Annotated in this window: 11 protein-coding genes; 4 read left to right on the forward strand and 7 right to left on the reverse strand. The window is 70.4% G+C overall.

The features are described 5' to 3' along the window. The first annotated feature begins 58 nt into the window (after positions 1–58). Positions 59–466 carry a hypothetical protein gene (locus tag OHT01_RS02315; protein WP_328551390.1) on the forward strand — a complete coding sequence of 136 codons (408 nt, stop codon included), beginning with the start codon at positions 59–61 and terminating at the stop codon, positions 464–466. A gap of 139 nt (positions 467–605) precedes the next feature. Here the strand turns inward: OHT01_RS02315 and hemC are convergent, their stop codons facing one another. Further along, positions 606–1538 carry a hydroxymethylbilane synthase gene (gene hemC, locus OHT01_RS02320; protein ID WP_328551391.1) on the reverse strand — a complete coding sequence of 311 codons (933 nt, stop codon included), beginning with the start codon at positions 1536–1538 and terminating at the stop codon, positions 606–608. Between the two features lie 595 nt (positions 1539–2133). Between hemC and OHT01_RS02325 the strand changes: the two genes are divergently transcribed. Then, positions 2134–3801, forward strand: a complete 1668-nt coding sequence (locus OHT01_RS02325) for a beta-1,3-glucanase family protein (protein WP_328551392.1) — start codon at positions 2134–2136, stop codon at positions 3799–3801. 74 nt (positions 3802–3875) lie between these two features. On the opposite strand, the gene dacB is transcribed toward OHT01_RS02325, so the two are convergent. The 4 genes from dacB to OHT01_RS02345 all read right to left on the reverse strand — a co-directional run bounded on the left by dacB (position 3876) and on the right by OHT01_RS02345 (position 11030). Next, positions 3876–5405 carry a D-alanyl-D-alanine carboxypeptidase/D-alanyl-D-alanine endopeptidase gene (gene dacB / locus OHT01_RS02330; RefSeq protein WP_443043508.1) on the reverse strand — a complete coding sequence of 510 codons (1530 nt, stop codon included), beginning with the start codon at positions 5403–5405 and terminating at the stop codon, positions 3876–3878. Between the two features lie 407 nt (positions 5406–5812). After that, positions 5813–7615, reverse strand: coding sequence for a DUF3039 domain-containing protein (locus tag OHT01_RS02335; protein ID WP_328551394.1), 1803 nt, complete (start codon positions 7613–7615; stop codon positions 5813–5815). Then, positions 7612–10539: a tetratricopeptide repeat protein gene (locus tag OHT01_RS02340; protein WP_328551395.1), complete on the reverse strand. Its 2928-nt coding sequence runs from the start codon at positions 10537–10539 to the stop codon at positions 7612–7614. Before OHT01_RS02340 ends, OHT01_RS02335 begins: the two co-directional genes overlap by 4 nt. Continuing rightward, a complete protein-coding gene (locus OHT01_RS02345) occupies positions 10536–11030 on the reverse strand; it encodes a hypothetical protein (protein ID WP_328558430.1) in 495 nt (164 codons plus the stop codon). The genes OHT01_RS02340 and OHT01_RS02345 overlap by 4 nt, the downstream gene beginning before the upstream one ends. Here OHT01_RS02345 and OHT01_RS02350 point away from each other — a divergent pair. Then, positions 10923–11342, forward strand: coding sequence for an alpha/beta hydrolase (locus OHT01_RS02350; RefSeq protein WP_328551396.1), 420 nt, complete (start codon positions 10923–10925; stop codon positions 11340–11342). The two genes, OHT01_RS02345 and OHT01_RS02350, sit on opposite strands and share 108 nt — an antisense overlap. Before the next feature lie 97 nt (positions 11343–11439). On the opposite strand, the gene OHT01_RS02355 is transcribed toward OHT01_RS02350, so the two are convergent. After that, complete coding sequence (locus OHT01_RS02355; protein WP_328551397.1) at positions 11440–14001, reverse strand: cellulase family glycosylhydrolase; 2562 nt, start codon at positions 13999–14001, stop codon at positions 11440–11442. Positions 14002–14446: 445 nt separating this feature from the next. Between OHT01_RS02355 and OHT01_RS02360 the strand changes: the two genes are divergently transcribed. Continuing rightward, positions 14447–15364, forward strand: coding sequence for a phosphotransferase family protein (locus OHT01_RS02360; RefSeq protein ID WP_443043509.1), 918 nt, complete (start codon positions 14447–14449; stop codon positions 15362–15364). A 130-nt stretch (positions 15365–15494) separates the two neighbouring features. On the opposite strand, the gene OHT01_RS02365 is transcribed toward OHT01_RS02360, so the two are convergent. Further along, positions 15495–16394, reverse strand: coding sequence for a PIG-L deacetylase family protein (locus OHT01_RS02365; protein ID WP_328551399.1), 900 nt, complete (start codon positions 16392–16394; stop codon positions 15495–15497). Positions 16395–16784 lie beyond the last annotated feature (390 nt).

Raw genomic sequence — 16784 nt, forward strand, 5'->3', positions numbered from 1 at the left:
GAGGTGCGACCTCGGACCGGCCTTCACCGGATGTTCACCAAGACGCCATACTGTGCCCATGAGCACCCCCGCCAGACCGCAGGTCCCCACTCAGCCTCCTCGTCCGCAATCGCCGTCCGCGGCCGGATTCCTCCCCGTCGACCGGATTCAGCCCCGCCGGACATGGTGGATCGCCCCGTTGGTCGGCGTGTTGGTGGCGCTGGTGGTCCAACTCGTCGCCGCTCTGCTGCTGTTGCTGTCCCCCATGGCACTGGACTCGTGCAGCGCGGCCAACCCCTGCGGGGGCACGGAGGCCGCGATCGGCGTGGCCCTGGTGCTGTTCCTGCTGGCGCTGCTCTCCTTGGGCGTGCCGTGGTACCCGGCGAAGAGGAAGAGCCTGGGCGTGGGGATCGCGGTGAGCCTGATCCCCCTGGGCCTCACTCTGGCGTCCATCGGCACGCTGCTCATCGGGATCGGGGTCGGCTGACGGGACGGCGGCACCGGCGACCGTGGGCCCCTGAAGGCAGAACACCCCACGGACGCCGAGCCCGATGCCGTCGTTCCGCGGGGCGTCCGACACCTCCGCTCGAAGGGCCCCCGCCGCGCGGCCGCCCGGTGTACGTCCTTCAGTGGGCGATGCTGTCGATCAGCTCGCGGGCGCCCTGCCGCAGCAGAGCCAGTGCGACGGAAGCGCCGAGGTCCGACGGATTTAGCCGCCCGGCCCATTCGTGAGCGTTCAGGACGGTCTTTCCGTCGGGGCTGAACACGCAGGCGCGCAGCGACAGATCGCTCCGGGACGCCTTCGCGTATCCGGCGATCGGGCTGTTGCAGTGGCCTTGGAGGACGTGCAGGAACATCCGCTCCGCGGTGGCCTCGCGGTAGGTGTCGGAATCGTTCAGAGTGCTGATGACGTCGATCGTGGGGGTGTCGGTCTCACGGCACTGAAGAGCCAGAACGCCGGCCCCGATCGGCGGGATCATCGCCTCGGTCGACAGGATCTCGGTGATCACGTCGGGCCGGCCGATGCGCTCCAGACCGGAGACGGCCAGCAGCAGTGCGTCGACCTCGCCCGCCGCGAGCTTGTCCAGGCGACGGTTGGCGTTGCCGCGGAACGGTACGCATTCCAGGTGCGGGTGGGAGGCGGCGAGTTGCGCGACCCTGCGCACCGAGGAGGTTCCGATCCGGGTTCCCGCGGGGAGCTCGTCGAGGAGCAGGCCGCCGGGGTGGACGAGGGCGTCACGGATGTCGTCACGCTTGAGGAACGCCGCGAAGGTCGTGCCGGCCGGCAGCGGCCTGTCCGCCGGTACGTCCTTGACGCAGTGCACCGCGAGGTCGGCCTCCCCGGCGACGAGCGCGGCGTCGACCTCTTTGGTGAACGCGCCCTTGCCCTCGACCTTGGAGAGATCCCCCATCCATTTGTCACCGGTGGTCTTGACCGGGATCACCACGGTCTGGATGTCGGGGTGGAGCACGCCGAGCTCGGCGCGTACGCGCTCGACCTGGGCCAGGGCCATGGGCGAGTCACGGGAGACGATGCGGATCAGCTCAGGGGCGGACATGTCGTAAACGATAGTGCGTCGGAGCCGGGCTCCCGGCATCAACCCCCAAGCCCATCTGGGCTTCATAGCAAGGGGGTTGGAGTCTCGGGCAGGTGTGCGAGGGAGAGTCGTTCACATGTTCCGGGTGCTCTGGAGGCCAGGTGCCCGGTGGCGGCAGTTCGTGTACGACTCCCCACGGCCGACCCGTCGGTGGTGACCTGATTGGACCCGCCCCCGGTACGGGTTCTCGGGCCCCCCGCCGCCGAACACGTCACCCCGAACCGAGCGTCCGGCGCACGTCCCGGACCCGCGGGACGCGCTTCGGATTCGCCGTTCTCGCCGCTACCCGAGGGCGGGCTCAGCCGGCCTACCTGACGCGGCGCGCGGCAGTTGTATCCGCGGCTGCAGCGGCAGTGGCAAGACCCCATTTTCCTGGGCGTCCTTCGCCGGGCGGACGTTCCCGTTCTTATCGCCGTTACGTGGAGGTGATGCTTCCGCAACCTTGACGGCACTGGTCCAGTCCAATAACGTCACCCCCGCACAGAACCTCACATGAACCAACTCCCCCGCACCGTCGCATTGCTGACGGACCATCACCCCCTCCGGGAGGGCCCCTGTGGTTTCCCGACGTTCCTTCCTGACCGCGGCCGGTGCCCTCACCGGTACGGCTGCACTCAGCCCGTTCTCGCCGCTCTCGCCGTTGACGTCCGCCGCCGCGGCAGCGGGAGTCTCGCTCCCCGTGAAACTGGCGAACAACTCCGGCCAGGACACCGTCTACGCCTACATATCCGGCACCGACAGCAGCGGCTGGCCGGTCTTCGTCTCCGCGAACGGCGCCCTGAACCGGCTGCCCAACCCGTCGTCCGCGGTGACCCCCATCGCCGACTACTCGATCGCGCTGGGTGCCTCCGGTTCGGCCGCCAAGACCATCACGCTGACCGACTACATCATCGGCGGCCGGGTCTGGTTCTCGGTCGGGCAGAAACTCCAGTTCTTCGTCAATCCGGGCTCCCCGCCCGGCGTGGTGCAGCCCGCCCTGGTGAGCTCCGACCCCAACTGGGCCACCAACTGGACGTTCTGCGAGTTCACGTTCAACAGCGCCAACCTGTACGCCAACATCTCCTACGTGGACATGGTCGCGCTGCCGATCTCGATGGCCAGCACCGGCAGCGGCGGCACCCAGTCGGTCAGCCCGCTGCCCTCCGGTGCCCTCGCCTCCATCGCCTCCGGCCTGCAGACCCAGCACGCCTCCGACGGAGCCCCCTGGGACAGGCTGGTGGTCACCGACTCCTCCGGTGGGGTGCTGCGCGTCATGGCGCCCTCGCACTCGCCGGTGGACTTCGGCGGCTACTGGAACGACTACCTGAACCGGGTCTGGAGCCACTACGCCTCCACCCCGCTGACCATCAACGGCCAGGGCAGCATCGGTTCCTACACCGGTACCGTCTCCGGCAACGCCATCGTCTTCTCGGGTCTCAACACCAACGGCGTGCCGTTCACCAAGCCGAGCGCCGTCGACATCTTCGGCTGCGCGTCCGGTCCCCTCTACAACTCCGGGGGAGACGCCCGCGGGGCGATCGCGGCCCGGCTCGCCGCGGCGATCAACCGCAGCTCGCTGCTGGTCTCGGGCGGGAACAACAACCCTGACGGTGTGACGCCCTCGCAGTACTACACGGACGCGGTCACCAACCACTACGCGCGGCTGGTCCACAAGTACGCCAGCATCGGCTACGCCTTCCCCTACGACGACGTCGGCCCCACCGGCTCGGCCCCCGTCGACGGGCACATCCAGGACGGGGCACCCACCTCGTGGAGCATCACCCTGGGCGCCGGCAGCGGTTCCGGCGGAGGATCCGGGGGCGGCTCGGGCACCGTCAGCGCCTACGGCACGATCCAGGCCGAGTCGTACTCGGCGCAGAGCGGAACCACCACCGAGGCCTGCTCCGATTCCGGCGGCGGCAGCGATGTGGGCTACATCGCGAACGGCGACTGGCTGAAGTTCTCCTCCGTCGACTTCGGTTCGGTCTCCCCGAACCAGTTCAAGGCCCGGCTGGCGTCGGGCGCGGCCGCCGGTGTCAGCGGTGCCGTCCAGGTGCGGCTCGACAGCACCAGCGGCACGAAGATCGCCGAGATCGACTTCGGCAACAACGGCGGCTGGCAGAACTGGCAGACGGTTCCCACGAACATGTCCGCCTCCGCGACCGGAGTCCACGACGTCTACCTGGTCTTCTCGGGCAGCACTTCGGACTTCACCAACATCAACTGGTTCACGTTCACGAGCTGAGTCCGCGGACAACGGTGCAGCCGCCCCCGTCGGGGGCGGCTGCACCGTTGTCTGATCGGCGGGACTCCGTCGCGCTAGTGGTGTGCCGAGGCCTGCTCCTGGAGGAGGGCCGTGATCTGGTTGACGTCGTTGAAGATGCTGAGGAAGCTCTGGAGGTCGGGGCTGGCGGCACCGTTGACGCCGACGAAGAAGGTCAGCAGGCGGCCGTCGTCGGTCTTCAGGTAGCCGGCCTCGTTCTGGGCCGAGGCGGCGAGCTGCTGGTTCAGCTCGTCGTCACCGAGAATGGTGCCGGGCTTGGCGAAGACCTTGCCCTTGGCCGGGCAGTTCGTGGTGCAGGACATCGCGTTCGAGCCGTCGACGCCGAGGATCGGGAGCAGCCTGCGGAAGGCCTTGGCGTCGGGGGTGTGCAGCCAGTAGGTGAGGAGCTCGACGAGGCCGTTCGGGGTGACCCGCTCGGCCGGCACGCCGCCGCGCCCGTCCGCGAGCTGGAACTGCTTCGGGTCGATCTTCGCGACGTTGGTGAGGAATTCGTGCTCGATCGGGAACGCGTCGAAGCAGTTCTTGCTGCCGCGCGCGACGGCCATGTTGCACAGGGCCAGGTTCGCGCCGAGGTTGTGGCTGACCTTGAGGATCAGCTTGGCGTACTGGCTGTACGGCGGGGAGACGTACGCGGCGACGCGGGGGTCGTGGCGGTAGGAGTGGGGCAGCTGGTCCTGCGGGTTGGGGCCGGTGGGCGGCGCGGTGACGGTGACTCCGGCGCGGCCGAGGGCCTCGATCAGCGCGGTACGGCCGAAGGCGTTCGGGTCCTTGATGTCGGAGACCCGCAGCAGTGGCTGCGAACCCGCGGCGATGGTGCCGGTGAGGTGGATCTGGGTGCCGTCGGGCGAGGCGGTCACGTTGACGGAGGTGGTCCCGCCGCTGGAGACCGTCCGTACGGTGGAGGTGACGTGGTACGGCGAGACCTGCGGGCGCCAGAACAGCTTGGCCGCCTGCCCGGGCCTGGTCGGGGTCGTCAGCAGGTCGATCAGGTTGTCGTTGAGGATCAGCGGGGTGGGCTGCGGGCTCAGGTCCGGGAGCTTGAACAGGCGGGGGTCGATGACGACGTTGCCGTCGACCCTGGTGATGCCGGCCTGGCGGATCTGCCGGGCGATCTGGTTGATGCCGGCGAGCGGGTTCTCAGGGGTGAGGGTCGCGCCGGGGATCGCGGCCTCGGTGTGGTCGATGTCGGTGTAGTCCACCGAGCCGTCGGGCTTGGTGCGTCCGCCCATGGTCAGGTCGCCCTGGGCGACCAGCGCCAGGTTCCCGTGCAGCGTCGACCCGGTGCGGGTGCCGGTCGCCATCACGGGAGTGGTGAAGTGGTGGTTCGGACCGATGGTGCGCCAGGCGGTCGACATGGTGACCAGCTTGACCGTCGAGCCGGGGACGAAGAACTGGTTCGCGAACTGGGAGTGGATCACCCGGCCGCTCTCCGGGTCCGTCTCCAGCACACCCCACTGCGCGTGCTCGTAGCCGGGCTTGTGCATGATCGCCTCGATGGCGGGCCCGAGGCCGTCGCCATGCGCGGCCACTGCAGGGGCGGCGGCCGCCGCCCCTGCCAAGAACACGAGTGTCGCGCCGGCGGCGGCCCAGGTCCGGGTCCGGCCACAGATCATCCGTCTCATGCATTCCGCCGTTTCTGGAGTCGAAGGAGCCGAGTCGAAGAAGCCGCATCGCACGGGGCCGACTCGCACGGGCCCTGTCTCGCCGGGGCGCTCCTGGCGGCATCGTATGAACAGGAACCGCGCACGTTCCGCGGCTCGACGCCGGACCGACGGCGCGTGGGACAACTTCATCCGGTCGGTCGATCGCCGAAGCCGAGGACGCCTGGAATCCGCGCGGAGCGGGCCACTTGTGGAACAGGCCCGACGGGGGTCGCACAACGCTGCGGTGGACGAGCCGAACGGGGGTTGCCCGGGCGCATCATGCGGAAACGGGGCTGCCCGTGGCGCCTACCGTGAGCCGACGGTGAAGGTCATGATCCGGGAAGCGCCTGATGGATGCTCCGGCACCTCGCACAGACGGCCTGTTCCTTCGGGTCCTTCGCGGGACCGCTGAGCGCATAGCCGCACAGGGCCACAACGGTCTCGCCGCGACGTCGGCGCTCGATGTCCGACAGGGCGACGTAGTGCATCAGCCCGGCGGGGTCTTCGCCCTGGCCGGCCCCGTCCGCCTCGGCCTGCTCCGCCTGTGACGGCGCCTGCACCTTCGACCGGAAGGCGCGTATGTCGGCAAGCATGTTACGCAGGCTCTGGCTCAGGGAACTGTCCTCACCGGCCTCCGCGTCCGACTGCGTCAGGGCGGCCTCCCCCAGCGCGAGGGACTCCTCGAAGCGGTGACAGAACGCGTAGGCGGCGACGAGCATGAGGCGGTGCGTGGTGAACAACTCGTCGTCCCGTGCCAGGAATCCCGCGTCGTCGGCCAGGAGACCTTCGAGCTCGACCACAGCCTTGCCCGGCAGTCCGGCCAGCCGGTAGGCGTTGGCGAGTTCGCCCCGGAGCTCCAGGGTGCGCGGGTCGCTCACTCCCCGTGCCTGGCGCTGATCCGCCACGAGGGCTTCGTAGAGGGAGAGCGCCTCTGTGTGGCGGCCTGCCGCCTGGTAGAAGCCGACAAGTTGCTGCCGACTGTGCAGGGTGCGCTGATGGTCCGCCCCCAGGGCTGAGCGCTGGGCGGCCACGACCGCCTCCATGGTGTCGATCGCCCGCTCCGGGCTGCCCGTCTCTTTGTAGGCCCAGGCGAGGTTGCCGAGGCTGGAGAGGGTCTGCGGATGCTGTTTGCCAAGAACATCGCCGAGCGTTGTGGACACCTCGTTCATGACGGCGATGCCCTCCGCCTCACGCCCGGCGACGAAATAGAGAGCGGCGAGCGCTGTGCGGATACTGCCGACGGCCGTGTGGCTGGCCCTGTGATCCGGTGACAGATCGGACAGCAGTGCTTCGTACGCGCTGATCGCCTCGTCGACCCGGCCGCAGTCGCCCAGGATCTGGGCGTGGTCCGCCCGCCTTCCCAGGGTCAGCTCGTGTCCGTCCCCGAGCAGCCGTCGGCTTTCGGTGACCAGGGATGCCGCGGTCGCCAGGGCTTTGTCCACCTGGTCGGCTTGCGCATAGGCGTTGGCCAGACGCTGGTGGATCATCAGCCGGGCGGTCAACTTGCTGTCGCCGTCGGGCAGAGCCTCGTCGATGGTGGTGAGTGCCGCTTCGTAGATGGCGATCGCCTCACCGGAACGACCTGCACCGGCATACGCCCCGGCCAGCCTGAGGCGGCCGCCGGTGACCTGCTGATGAGCTTCCCCGTGTTCCGCGACCAGGCGTTCGAGCGTCTGCTCCAGCAGCGCGATGCCCTCGGCGGCGAGTCCGGTTCGTACGTAGGCGTCGGCGATCTGATCGCGGACGGTGAGAATCACGTGATGTCTCTCGCCGAGGGCGCGTTCACCGGAGGCGAGCAGTCGTTGCAGCATCTCGACGCCCTGGTCGGTCCTGCCCACGCGCAGGAGCGCCGCGCCGAAGGAGAAGGTCACCAGCCAGGACAGCGTGGGGTCGGTGAGGATGTCGCGAGCCGCGCCCAGCCACTCGGCGTGCATCGCGAGACCTTGTTCCATGTCACCCGCGTCGATGTGGGCGTCCGCCAGTTCCCGGCGAGCCGACAACGTATCGGGATGTCCCTCGCCGAGCGTCCGGAGCCGGCCGGTCGCGACGGCGGTGAGGATCGGAATGACCAGTTGGAACCTGCCTGCCCGTCGATAGGCGTCAGCGAGGTCGGCGCGGCTGGTCAGGGTCAACGGGTGCTCGGCTCCGAGCACTGGTCGCGGCCGGTCGCGACCTGCTCGAAGACGAGGACCGCGTCCGTCAGCCGCGAGACGGTGATGTAGGCGTGGCCGAGCTGTGCCCAGGTGGCCAGCGTCCGATGATGGTTGTCGCCTTTGAGCCGCCGCCGGTCCGCGAGGAGATCTTCGAGCATCGTCACGGCGACGGTGGGCTGCCACGTGTTTGCGTGGGCGTTGGCCAGGGCGGCGCGACTGGCGAGGGTGTCCTCGTGGTCCTCGCCCTGGCTCCGGCGCCTGCTCGCGACCACCTCCTCGTAGACCGTGACGGCCTCGTCGGTTCGCCGGGTCTGCAGGTAGGCGCCGGCCAGCTGGCTGCGGCTGGTCAACGTGTCCGAGTGGTCCGGGCCTTGGACACGGGTCCGGTCGGCCACGATCGCCTCGTACATGTCGATGGCGGCGTCGGAGCGGGCGACCTGCATGAGCGCGTCGGCGAACTCGGAGCGGCTGACCAGTGTGGTCAAGTGGTCCGCGCCCAGGTCTCTGCGCTGCTCGTCCACGACCGTGGCGTGCAGCGCCGGTGCTTCCTCGATTCGTCCCAGCGTCAGTCGTCTTGCGGCGAGGTTGCGCCGGCAGATCTGGGCCACGGGGCTGCTCTGCCCTTGGGCGTCCTCGGCCACGGCCAGGATCCGTTCGGTGATCGCCACGGCGTCGGCGGTGCGTCCGGCCGCATCGAGGGCATTGCCGAGGAACAGCATGTTCATCAGCGTGTCGATGTGTGCCTCGCCCTGGACGTGCCGGCATGTCTCGACCACCTCTTCCATGGTGGCGATGGCCTGTCTCCAGTGGCCTTCCGCCTGGTAGAGGCCGGCGAGAGTCATCTGGGCCGACAGCGTGCGGGCGTGTTCCCCGCCCTGCACCCGCCGACGGTCGGCCACCACCGCCCGGGCCATGTCGATGGCGCGTTCGAGGTCACCGACCATCCAATAGGCGTTGACGAGAGCCGTTCGGCTGTTCAGTACGTCTGGGTCATCGGGACCCCGCATCGCCCGGCAGTCCGCGTGGACCTGCTCGCACATCTGGATGGCGGTGCCGAAGTCGCCCCCGGCCGCATAGGCTCCGGCCAGCTCGTTGCGGGTGCTGAGGGTGTCCCGGTGCGCCTCCCCCAGCACCCGGCTGCGGGCTTCCCACACCTGAGTGAGCAGAGTGATGGCCTCGCGTGTGCTGCCCGCCTGGGTCAGCACGGCGGCCAACTGCGCCTGGGTGGCCAGGGTATCGGGGTGGTCACGCCCCAGGATCCGGTCCTGGTTCTCCCTCAGGGCGGCGAGCAGCTCGCCGGCCTCGCTGGACCGCCAGGTGCCCAAATAGGCTCCTGCCAGGTGGTACTTGCAGGTCATCACGGCCGGATCGTCAGGGCCGAGGAGATTCTGCAGACCGGCCACCACACCTGGGCCGTGCTCCAGGGCCGTGGAGGACTCCGACGCTTCGTTGAGGAGCATGAGGCAGCGCGAGAGGGCGTCGAGCAGCCGTCTGCCGACATGGGAGCCTGCCGAGGACCGAGGGCCGAGACCACCCGCCCAAGCGTCGGAGTCCTCGGCGCTGTTCGCGGCCGGCGCGGACCACAGGTCACGCAGATGCGCCAACTGCCGGGTGCGTTGCCGGATCTCTTCGCGATGCTCCCACGCGTCGTCCTTGGACGGCTCCGTCGCCTCGAACGCGGACAGGACGTCGGCCATCGTGCCGAGTACGGTCCCCTGGTTCCGCGCGCGGTCCAGCAGCACCGTCTGGGTGAGGTTGTGCATGGCGACCGCCGCGGTACCGACGCGGGTGACCAGGCTGATCTCGGCCAGGTCTCCCAGGACGCCGTCGACGGTGTCCTCGTCGGCAGGCAGTCCGGAGGCTCGTACCGACGCGTGGAGCAGGTTCCGCGGGACGGCATCCCCCGGGAGCAGTGCGATGACGTCGAGCAGACACCGTGCCACCGGCGCCGCATCGTGCTCGCGCGCACCCGCCTGCCCCGTCCCCTCCTCCACTCTGCTCACCGACAGCATGACCGCTTGGGCGAGCCCGTAGGGGTATCCGTCCCCGCGTACACGGCCGAGCAGTTCGCCGACCGGCACCGCATGCAGACGGGCCCGGTACCTTTCGTACGAGTTGCCGTCGTGCACCATCGTGGCGGCCGCCTGAGCCAGCGCCAAGGGCAGCCGTCCCAGATCCTCGGCCAGCTCCGCCGCGCCCGCTGTGCCCCGGCCCGTGCGCTCGCCGAGGTACGTGACGGCCTCGTCCACGGTGAACAGGCCCACCTCGATGGGCCGTGTGGGGCTCAGCACGGCAAAGTTCGTCTGATTGGTGGTGATGAGGACACTCACCGTGCCGGTGGCGGGTATCCACTGCCGCACCACGTCCGGGTCGGTCGCGTTGTCGAACACCAGCAGGCAACGCTGCTCGGTGGCGCGCAGCCAGTCGAGTGCGGCGTGCGCGGCGGCCTCCGGCTCCCCGGGGAGCACGATGCCGAGCCGCTCCGCCCAAGCGCTGAAGAACGCAAGCAGCGACGTGGCGTCCGAAGCGTCGGCCCACCCCACCATCGGCCAGCCTTCGGCGTCGGCGCGACGGGCGCAGGCGGCGGCCAGATGGCTCTTCCCTGTTCCGCGACCGCCGACCAGCGTGCACACCGCCACCGCGGTGTCCTGGCCCGCCAAACGCCGCCACAACAACTCGCCCATTTCTGAACGGGGTTGAAAGGCCGGTGGCTCAAGTGGCGGTGCGCCCAGGCGAACACGGGCTTCTGCGGGCAACGTCGCGCCGGGGCCGAGCGGGTGCTGAGGGTGGACAGTGACGTCGACCGGGCCGATGACGTCGGAGATCTGGATGACGGAGCCGTAGACCACCGAGTCGGTCACCACTTGGCCGCGCCGGCGGCGGAACCGGTCGAGCCCGCTCACTGCTCGATCTCGACGGTGCCGTCCACATCGCGGATCTGATCCACCGGGCCGGCCACCTCACTGCTCGACACGTGCTGGCCGCCGCTCGCGGGCTCCGCTGCGGCGGACCGTTCCGCGGGTGAGGTCCCGGCGGCCGACGGGACACCCCGACGCGTGATCCTGACTTCTCCCGCTCCTGCAACCTGCGTCACGCCGCCTCCGACCGCGCTGCCCGCGACTCCCTGTCCGCCGTGGGCCGTGAGTCGCCGACGCGTGCCCCGCTCCGCTTCGGGGTGCTCGTGCCGCGCGACAGGGGCGGTGGCGTAGCCCTGTCCCCACAACGCCGCCAGCGCGGCTGCCGCGGTCCCGGCTCCCAGTCCCCAGGCCAGGCACGCGCCCTCGTCATGACTCACCCACAACGGAGCGAGCAAGTCCGCGAAGATCCATGTCACCGCGGCGAACACGAGGACGGTCACGAGCCCCGCCAGCCACCATCTCGAAACGTCACGCATCCGAACCCCCGCGAGTCGAACCTCTACGCGCCACAGCTCCTACAGTCTGCTCCCGTTGGAACCCATGCGCTGCCACATGTCCGTGGACGTGTACGACTCACCATCAGTTGCCGGCGTGGATCGGCGCCGAGACCGGACTGGCGGGCCTGCGCCGGGGAGCTGGCCGACGGCCGCCTGCTCACCAATGCCGGCTACCGGCACACCGCACCGCTGAACCCGAGCAGTTGCGTCGACGAGCACGAGAGCCGCTACTACATCGACGGTGCCCTCCCGCGTCCCGGAACGAGGTGCGATCAGGACGCTCCGCCCTGACGTACAGGGGCGTACAGTCGACGGCTCCGAGGGACACGCATGGTGCCCGGTGCCGTCGGCCGGCCCGCCCCCGAGGTGGGCCGGCCGACGGCGGCCGCTATGCCACGTGGAGGGTGTAGCGACCGGAGGTGGCCGCGGTGACCCGCCAGCCGCCGGGCTGTTGCGTCAGCCGGATGCCGGTGAGGCCGCTGCCCGTGGCCTCCGGGCGGCCGGGGCCGGGGACCCACACGTCCAGGGTGCCCTCCCCGGAGCCCGACAGGCGCAGGTCCCGCCGGGTGGCGGAGGACCGCAGGGAGCTCAGGCGACCGGGGGCGCTGCGCGGGTACGCCTGGGAGAGCGCCGTGGTCTCGAAGGCCGGGCTCCGCAGGGGCTTGCCGTCGGGGCAGGTGTACAACACGACGCCACCGCCCGAGGTGGTGGCGGCCGGGTCGTTCTGCGGATCACCGCAGGCCTTCTTCCACACCCAGATCGCCGAGCCCAGCAGGTCGGTGTTCTGCCGTTCCAGGAAGCGGTCGAAACGGGACCGGAAGTCGTCGGGGTCCCCGAACCATCCCCACTCGCCCGACCAGAGCGGTGCCCCGTACGCCCGGGCGGTGCGCTCGGCGGTGGTGTAGCCCTGCTCGACCGAGGTCAGCGTGATGCCCAGGCCCTGGTCCATGGTGATCGACTCGCTGTACAGGTGGGGCGAGAAGACGAGCAGCGGGTCGTCGGCGAACCCGACCGGTGGGGTGGTGTCGAAGCCGAGGCCCGACCAGAGGATCGACGGCTCGAAGAACACCAGGTGGTGGAATCCGCCGGAACCATGGGACTCCTCCGCTTTCCGGATCGAGCTGATCGCCTGCTGGTAGAGGCGTCCGAGCAGGACGGAGGAGGTGACACCGGGGGCGTCGCCCGGGCCGGGCTCGTTGAGCAGGTCGTAGCCGGCGACGGCGGGATCGTCCGCGAAGTCCGCGGCGAGGCGGCCCCAGGCGTGGGCCAGTTCGGTGCCGATGCCGTCGGTGTCGTCGTAGAGGTTGGTGAACGCCTGCTGCACGTTGGGCGCGAGGTCGCGGCCGAGGAAGCCGCAGGCCTGTGCGCCGCCGGTGAGCGTCGCCCACCGCGGGGCGCCGTCGTTGCCGAACTCGGGCGTCGCCCCGGGCCGGCAGTGCGTCCCCGGCGTCGCGCTGACGTACTTGGAGAAGGTGTCCTGGTGCATGTCGAGGACGGTGTGGATCCCGTGCGCGGCGGCCTGGTCGACCGCGGCGCGCACCCGCGCCAGATACGCCTCGTCGAAGACGCCTCGCTTCGGCTCCAGGGCGGACCACGACAGTGCCAGCCGCTGGACGTCGAACCCGTACCGGGCCATCAGGGCGTAGTCGGAGTCCTTCAGCGGCCACACCGTGCCCTTGGCCGGGTCGGGCTGCCCGTAGTCGATGAGCTGGTTGACGTTCACTCCGCGGAGCAGCACCTGCCGCCCGGCGCTGTCGCCGATCACCGGAGGCCGTCCGTTCCGGCGCAGCACGGTCAGGGGCAGCAGCCCCTTCCGGGCGCGGCCCGCGGCCTGCTGCGACGGGCCGCCGGAGCCCGCCGCGGTGGCCGGTGACACGGTGCCGACCGCGAGGGCCAGTACGACGGCGATCGCGACCGGCGGCGCCCATCCGAAGGCACGGGCGAGGCCGCGGCGCTCGGCCGAGGGCTCCGTCCGGCGCCGCCACGCCCGCTCGGCGGCCCAGGGAACGGCCACGACGCTCGCGCACACGCCCGCGGTCACACCCTCCGCGACCCGCACGAGCACGGACGCGACCGGGAACAGGGCTCCGCCGAAACCGTTCAGGCAGCCGTCGAGAACCCACAGCGGCGCGAACCCGAGGGCGCCCGCCGCGGTGAGCGTCGTCGCGAGCGACCACAGTCTCAACCCGGAACCGGCGCGGGTCAGGCCCGGCGACACCACCCAGCGCCAGAGCCCCGCACCGGCGCACACCGCCACGCCTCCGGCCACCAGGATCGCCACCGCGGAGCCGCCCGGTATCGGGCCGGCGGCCCAGGCGAACGCGCCGGTACCCGCCTGGAGCGCCACGGCGGCACCGGCCGGCAGCCAGGCGAACCCGCCGATCCCGTCGACGCCGGCGCCCTCGTCGAGGCCGCCGTCCGGTTCGCCCGCGGCGCGCTCGCCGCGGAGGCGCCACACGGCGATCCGGTACGCCGACGCCGCCAGGCCCGCGACCAGCGGCCCGAACACGGCGTACTTCACGCCGGTCAGACCGCACTCGGCGAGCAGCGACCCGACGGTCGGAACCATGTGCAGCCCGCCCGGTCCGGCGATCGCCAGCAGCAGCACGCTGTAGGCCAGCTTGGCCAGGAACGCCACCAGGACCAGAGACGACCAGACGGCGCCGAAGACCCATCGCGCCGTCGCCCGAGGGGCCGTGGCCCACACCAGCCGGTGGACGGCCATCGCGCTGCCGCCGATCAGCAGGGGCAGGAACACGACCGTGGCCCAGGCCGGGCTGGTGGCGCTGCCGGGTACAAGACCGGCGTCCAGCCAGTTCTCCGGAGCGAACAGGCCGGTCCCGTCGGCATAGCCGAGGACGGCGAAGAGAACCGCGAGTACGGCCGCGGTGGTGAGGGACGCGGTGCGGGCAAGCCGACGGCGGCCGCGCTGATCATCGGCAGGGAGCATGGGTGCAGAAGATAGATCAGTTCCAGGGTCCCGCGTAAGGTCTCTGAGCAGGGAATTTCTCAGGATCCGCGACACCCGTCGGACCCGGACGGCACGATGTGTCTGGGCCGCAGGACCGGTGCCTTGCGACCGAGCGGGTACGGATGTCCGAACTCCCGCTCCCGGGTTCGAAGTTATCTGACCCGTCGCTCCCCTTCGCCGGAGCCGTGCGCTCGTCTGCGGCGGAGATGGGGCCCGGCAGGCGGATCGCGTGCCCTCATCACGATCGTTGATTCATCGGGACGATGGCCCTGACGAGGACGCGATCGGCCGCTCCCGTCGGCCGTCTCCCTTCCGCAGCCGGCCCGACGACCGGCCCCGCGAGCTCAACCTGTCGCTCGTGCCGCCGCGCGGATGATGAGGTGGCACGGTGACCGACCACGATGACTCCGCGACTGTCCGGCCCATGGCCCTGGCTTGGGTGAACCAGCACCTGGACGTCGGCGAACGGATCCTCAGGACCGAGGCGCTGCACGGCGGCATCACCGCCGAAATGCGCAGGCTGACCATCGGCACGCGGGAAGCGGGCACCCGTGACCTGGTGCTGCGGACCTTCGTCGACGTGGAGCACGCCGAGGACTGGCTGCACCGGGAGGCCGACGCCCTCACCCTGCTCGCGGGGACCGGCGTGCCGGCCCCCGGACTGGTCGCGTTCGATCCGACTGCCGCGTACTGCGAGTATCCATCGCTGCTCATGACACATCTCGCGGGCCGGACGGTACTCGACGACGAGGGGCTGGAGACGCGTGTCCCTCTGCTGGCCCGTCAACTCGTGGCCATCCACGCGGTGCGACCCGCCGAGCGGCCCCGGGAGTACGTGGCATGGACGACCGCCGACACGGTCGTGACTCCCGAGGGCGCCGACGCGGCGGCATGGGCCGCGGCGATCGACGTGATCCGCAGGCCCGCGCCGCCCGGTGAAGGGCGATTCCTGCACCGGGACTTCCACCCCGGCAACGTGCTGTTCGACGTACCGCACGCACAGCCGGCGGGCGCCCGGATCACCGGCGTCGTCGACTGGGCGGCGGCCTCCTGGGGCCCGGCGGATCTCGACGTGGCGCACTGCTCCACCAATCTCGCGCTGCTGCACGGCCCGGCCTGGGGTCCGCGGTTCGCCGAGGCCTACGAGGAGGCCGGCGGGGTGCTGGCCGCGGCCGCGAACGAGCGGCTGTACTGGCGGGTGCGGGACGGGCTGGCGTTCTCGGAGGACCTGAGGGCGGCGGCGCGGCCCTGGCGGCGGGCAGGGAGGACGGAGCTGACGACGCGAGCCGTGGAGGAGCGGCTGGACGCCTACGTCATCGCGCTGATGGACGAGCTCGGCTGAGCCGACGCGCTCCGGGACGCCTACCGCCCCGTCCGGGCACCTCGGCGGACGAAAGCCGAGGAACCCGGTGGGCCGCCAGGCCGTGGCAGGCGAGGGGCCCGATGGACGCGAGGGGCCCCGATGGCCGTCGTTACACCGATCCGGTCTTGTAGTTCGAGGGAAGGGTGTACACGAACTCCCGTGGATCGGCGTACGCCTGCTCCAGCCAGACGGGGACGCTGTGGTAGCCGAGGGTGTAGAGGTTCCGGCTGGGGTCCCAGGTGTTATAGGCCAGGATCGAGGAGCGCTTCTTGGCCATGTGGGCCGCCGGGATGTTCAGCACGTACGCGGCGCCGCGGTCGCGGTCGGCGGGGTTGGGATACTGCTCGTAGGCGTAGATGTGGTTGAAGCGAACGTCGGTGAGTTCGCCGTTCTTCATGAGCCAGTAGGCGGCGTCGCTGCACGCCTTGTGCGTGGGGTTCCCGTCCAGCCACCCGGCCGCGAACTTGTGCGAGGCTCCGGGATACTGCTGGGCGAGTGCCCGGACCTTGGCCATGATCTTCTTGACGAAGTTGTCGTAGTCGCCGAAGGCTTCGTCGGACAGCTTGAAGTTGATGACCTTGTCGACGCCCAGCGCCTTGGCGGAGAGGTTGAACTCGGCCGTGCGGCCGGTGACGACCTCCGGTGTCGGCCAGCTCTCCTGCCACCCGAGCTTGTGGTAGTGGTTGGGGGCGGAACAATTGGCGCCCAGACTCTGGCAGTCGCCCTGGTTCATGTACGCGGCGAGGTCACCGTTCTCGCCCTTGCTGACCAGCACCAGGTAGACCGGCCTGCCGGCCGCCTTGTGCTCCAGTATCGAACCGGCGAGTCCGATGGCCTCGTCGTCCTGGTGCGGCGAGTAGAAGATCGCCGGGGCCGCGGCCGCCGATGCGCCGGGAGCGCCCAAGGTGGTGTCGAGTGCAACTCCCGCGGCCACCAGGCCGGTGGTCGTCAGCATCGACCTTCGGGTGAGGCCGGGCGACGTGGGGCGGTTCGGGTCGTGGGCAGGCATGGGGTCGTTCCTCTCACGCGGTGAGTGTGCTGCCGCGGAAGCGCGATCACACGAGGTGCGGGCGCTGTGCCGTGGCGTGAGCCCACGCTGCCAGGCGTCACTGACGTTCTACTGACGTTTTCCTGCTGGCCGGAAACCCATGGTCCGGCAGCGGCTGAGCGGCATCGGCCGACGTCGGGGGAACGGCAGCGGTGACGCGCCCTACCGCGCGCCCCCTTCGTGCTGCTCCCCTTGAAGTCCGTCGCTCCAGGAAGGAAGCGCGCCTCACGTGTTCACCACGCAGAAGGACTGGAACTCCGGCTGTGCCGCCGGCCGCCGCCGCAGCCGACCCGGCGACGGGGAACGGTCCCGCTCGCCGGTCGTCACACGCTTCCAGCCACTCCCCCGGTG

It is taken from the genome of Streptomyces sp. NBC_00358, from assembly GCF_036099295.1.
Classification (GTDB): domain Bacteria; phylum Actinomycetota; class Actinomycetes; order Streptomycetales; family Streptomycetaceae; genus Streptomyces.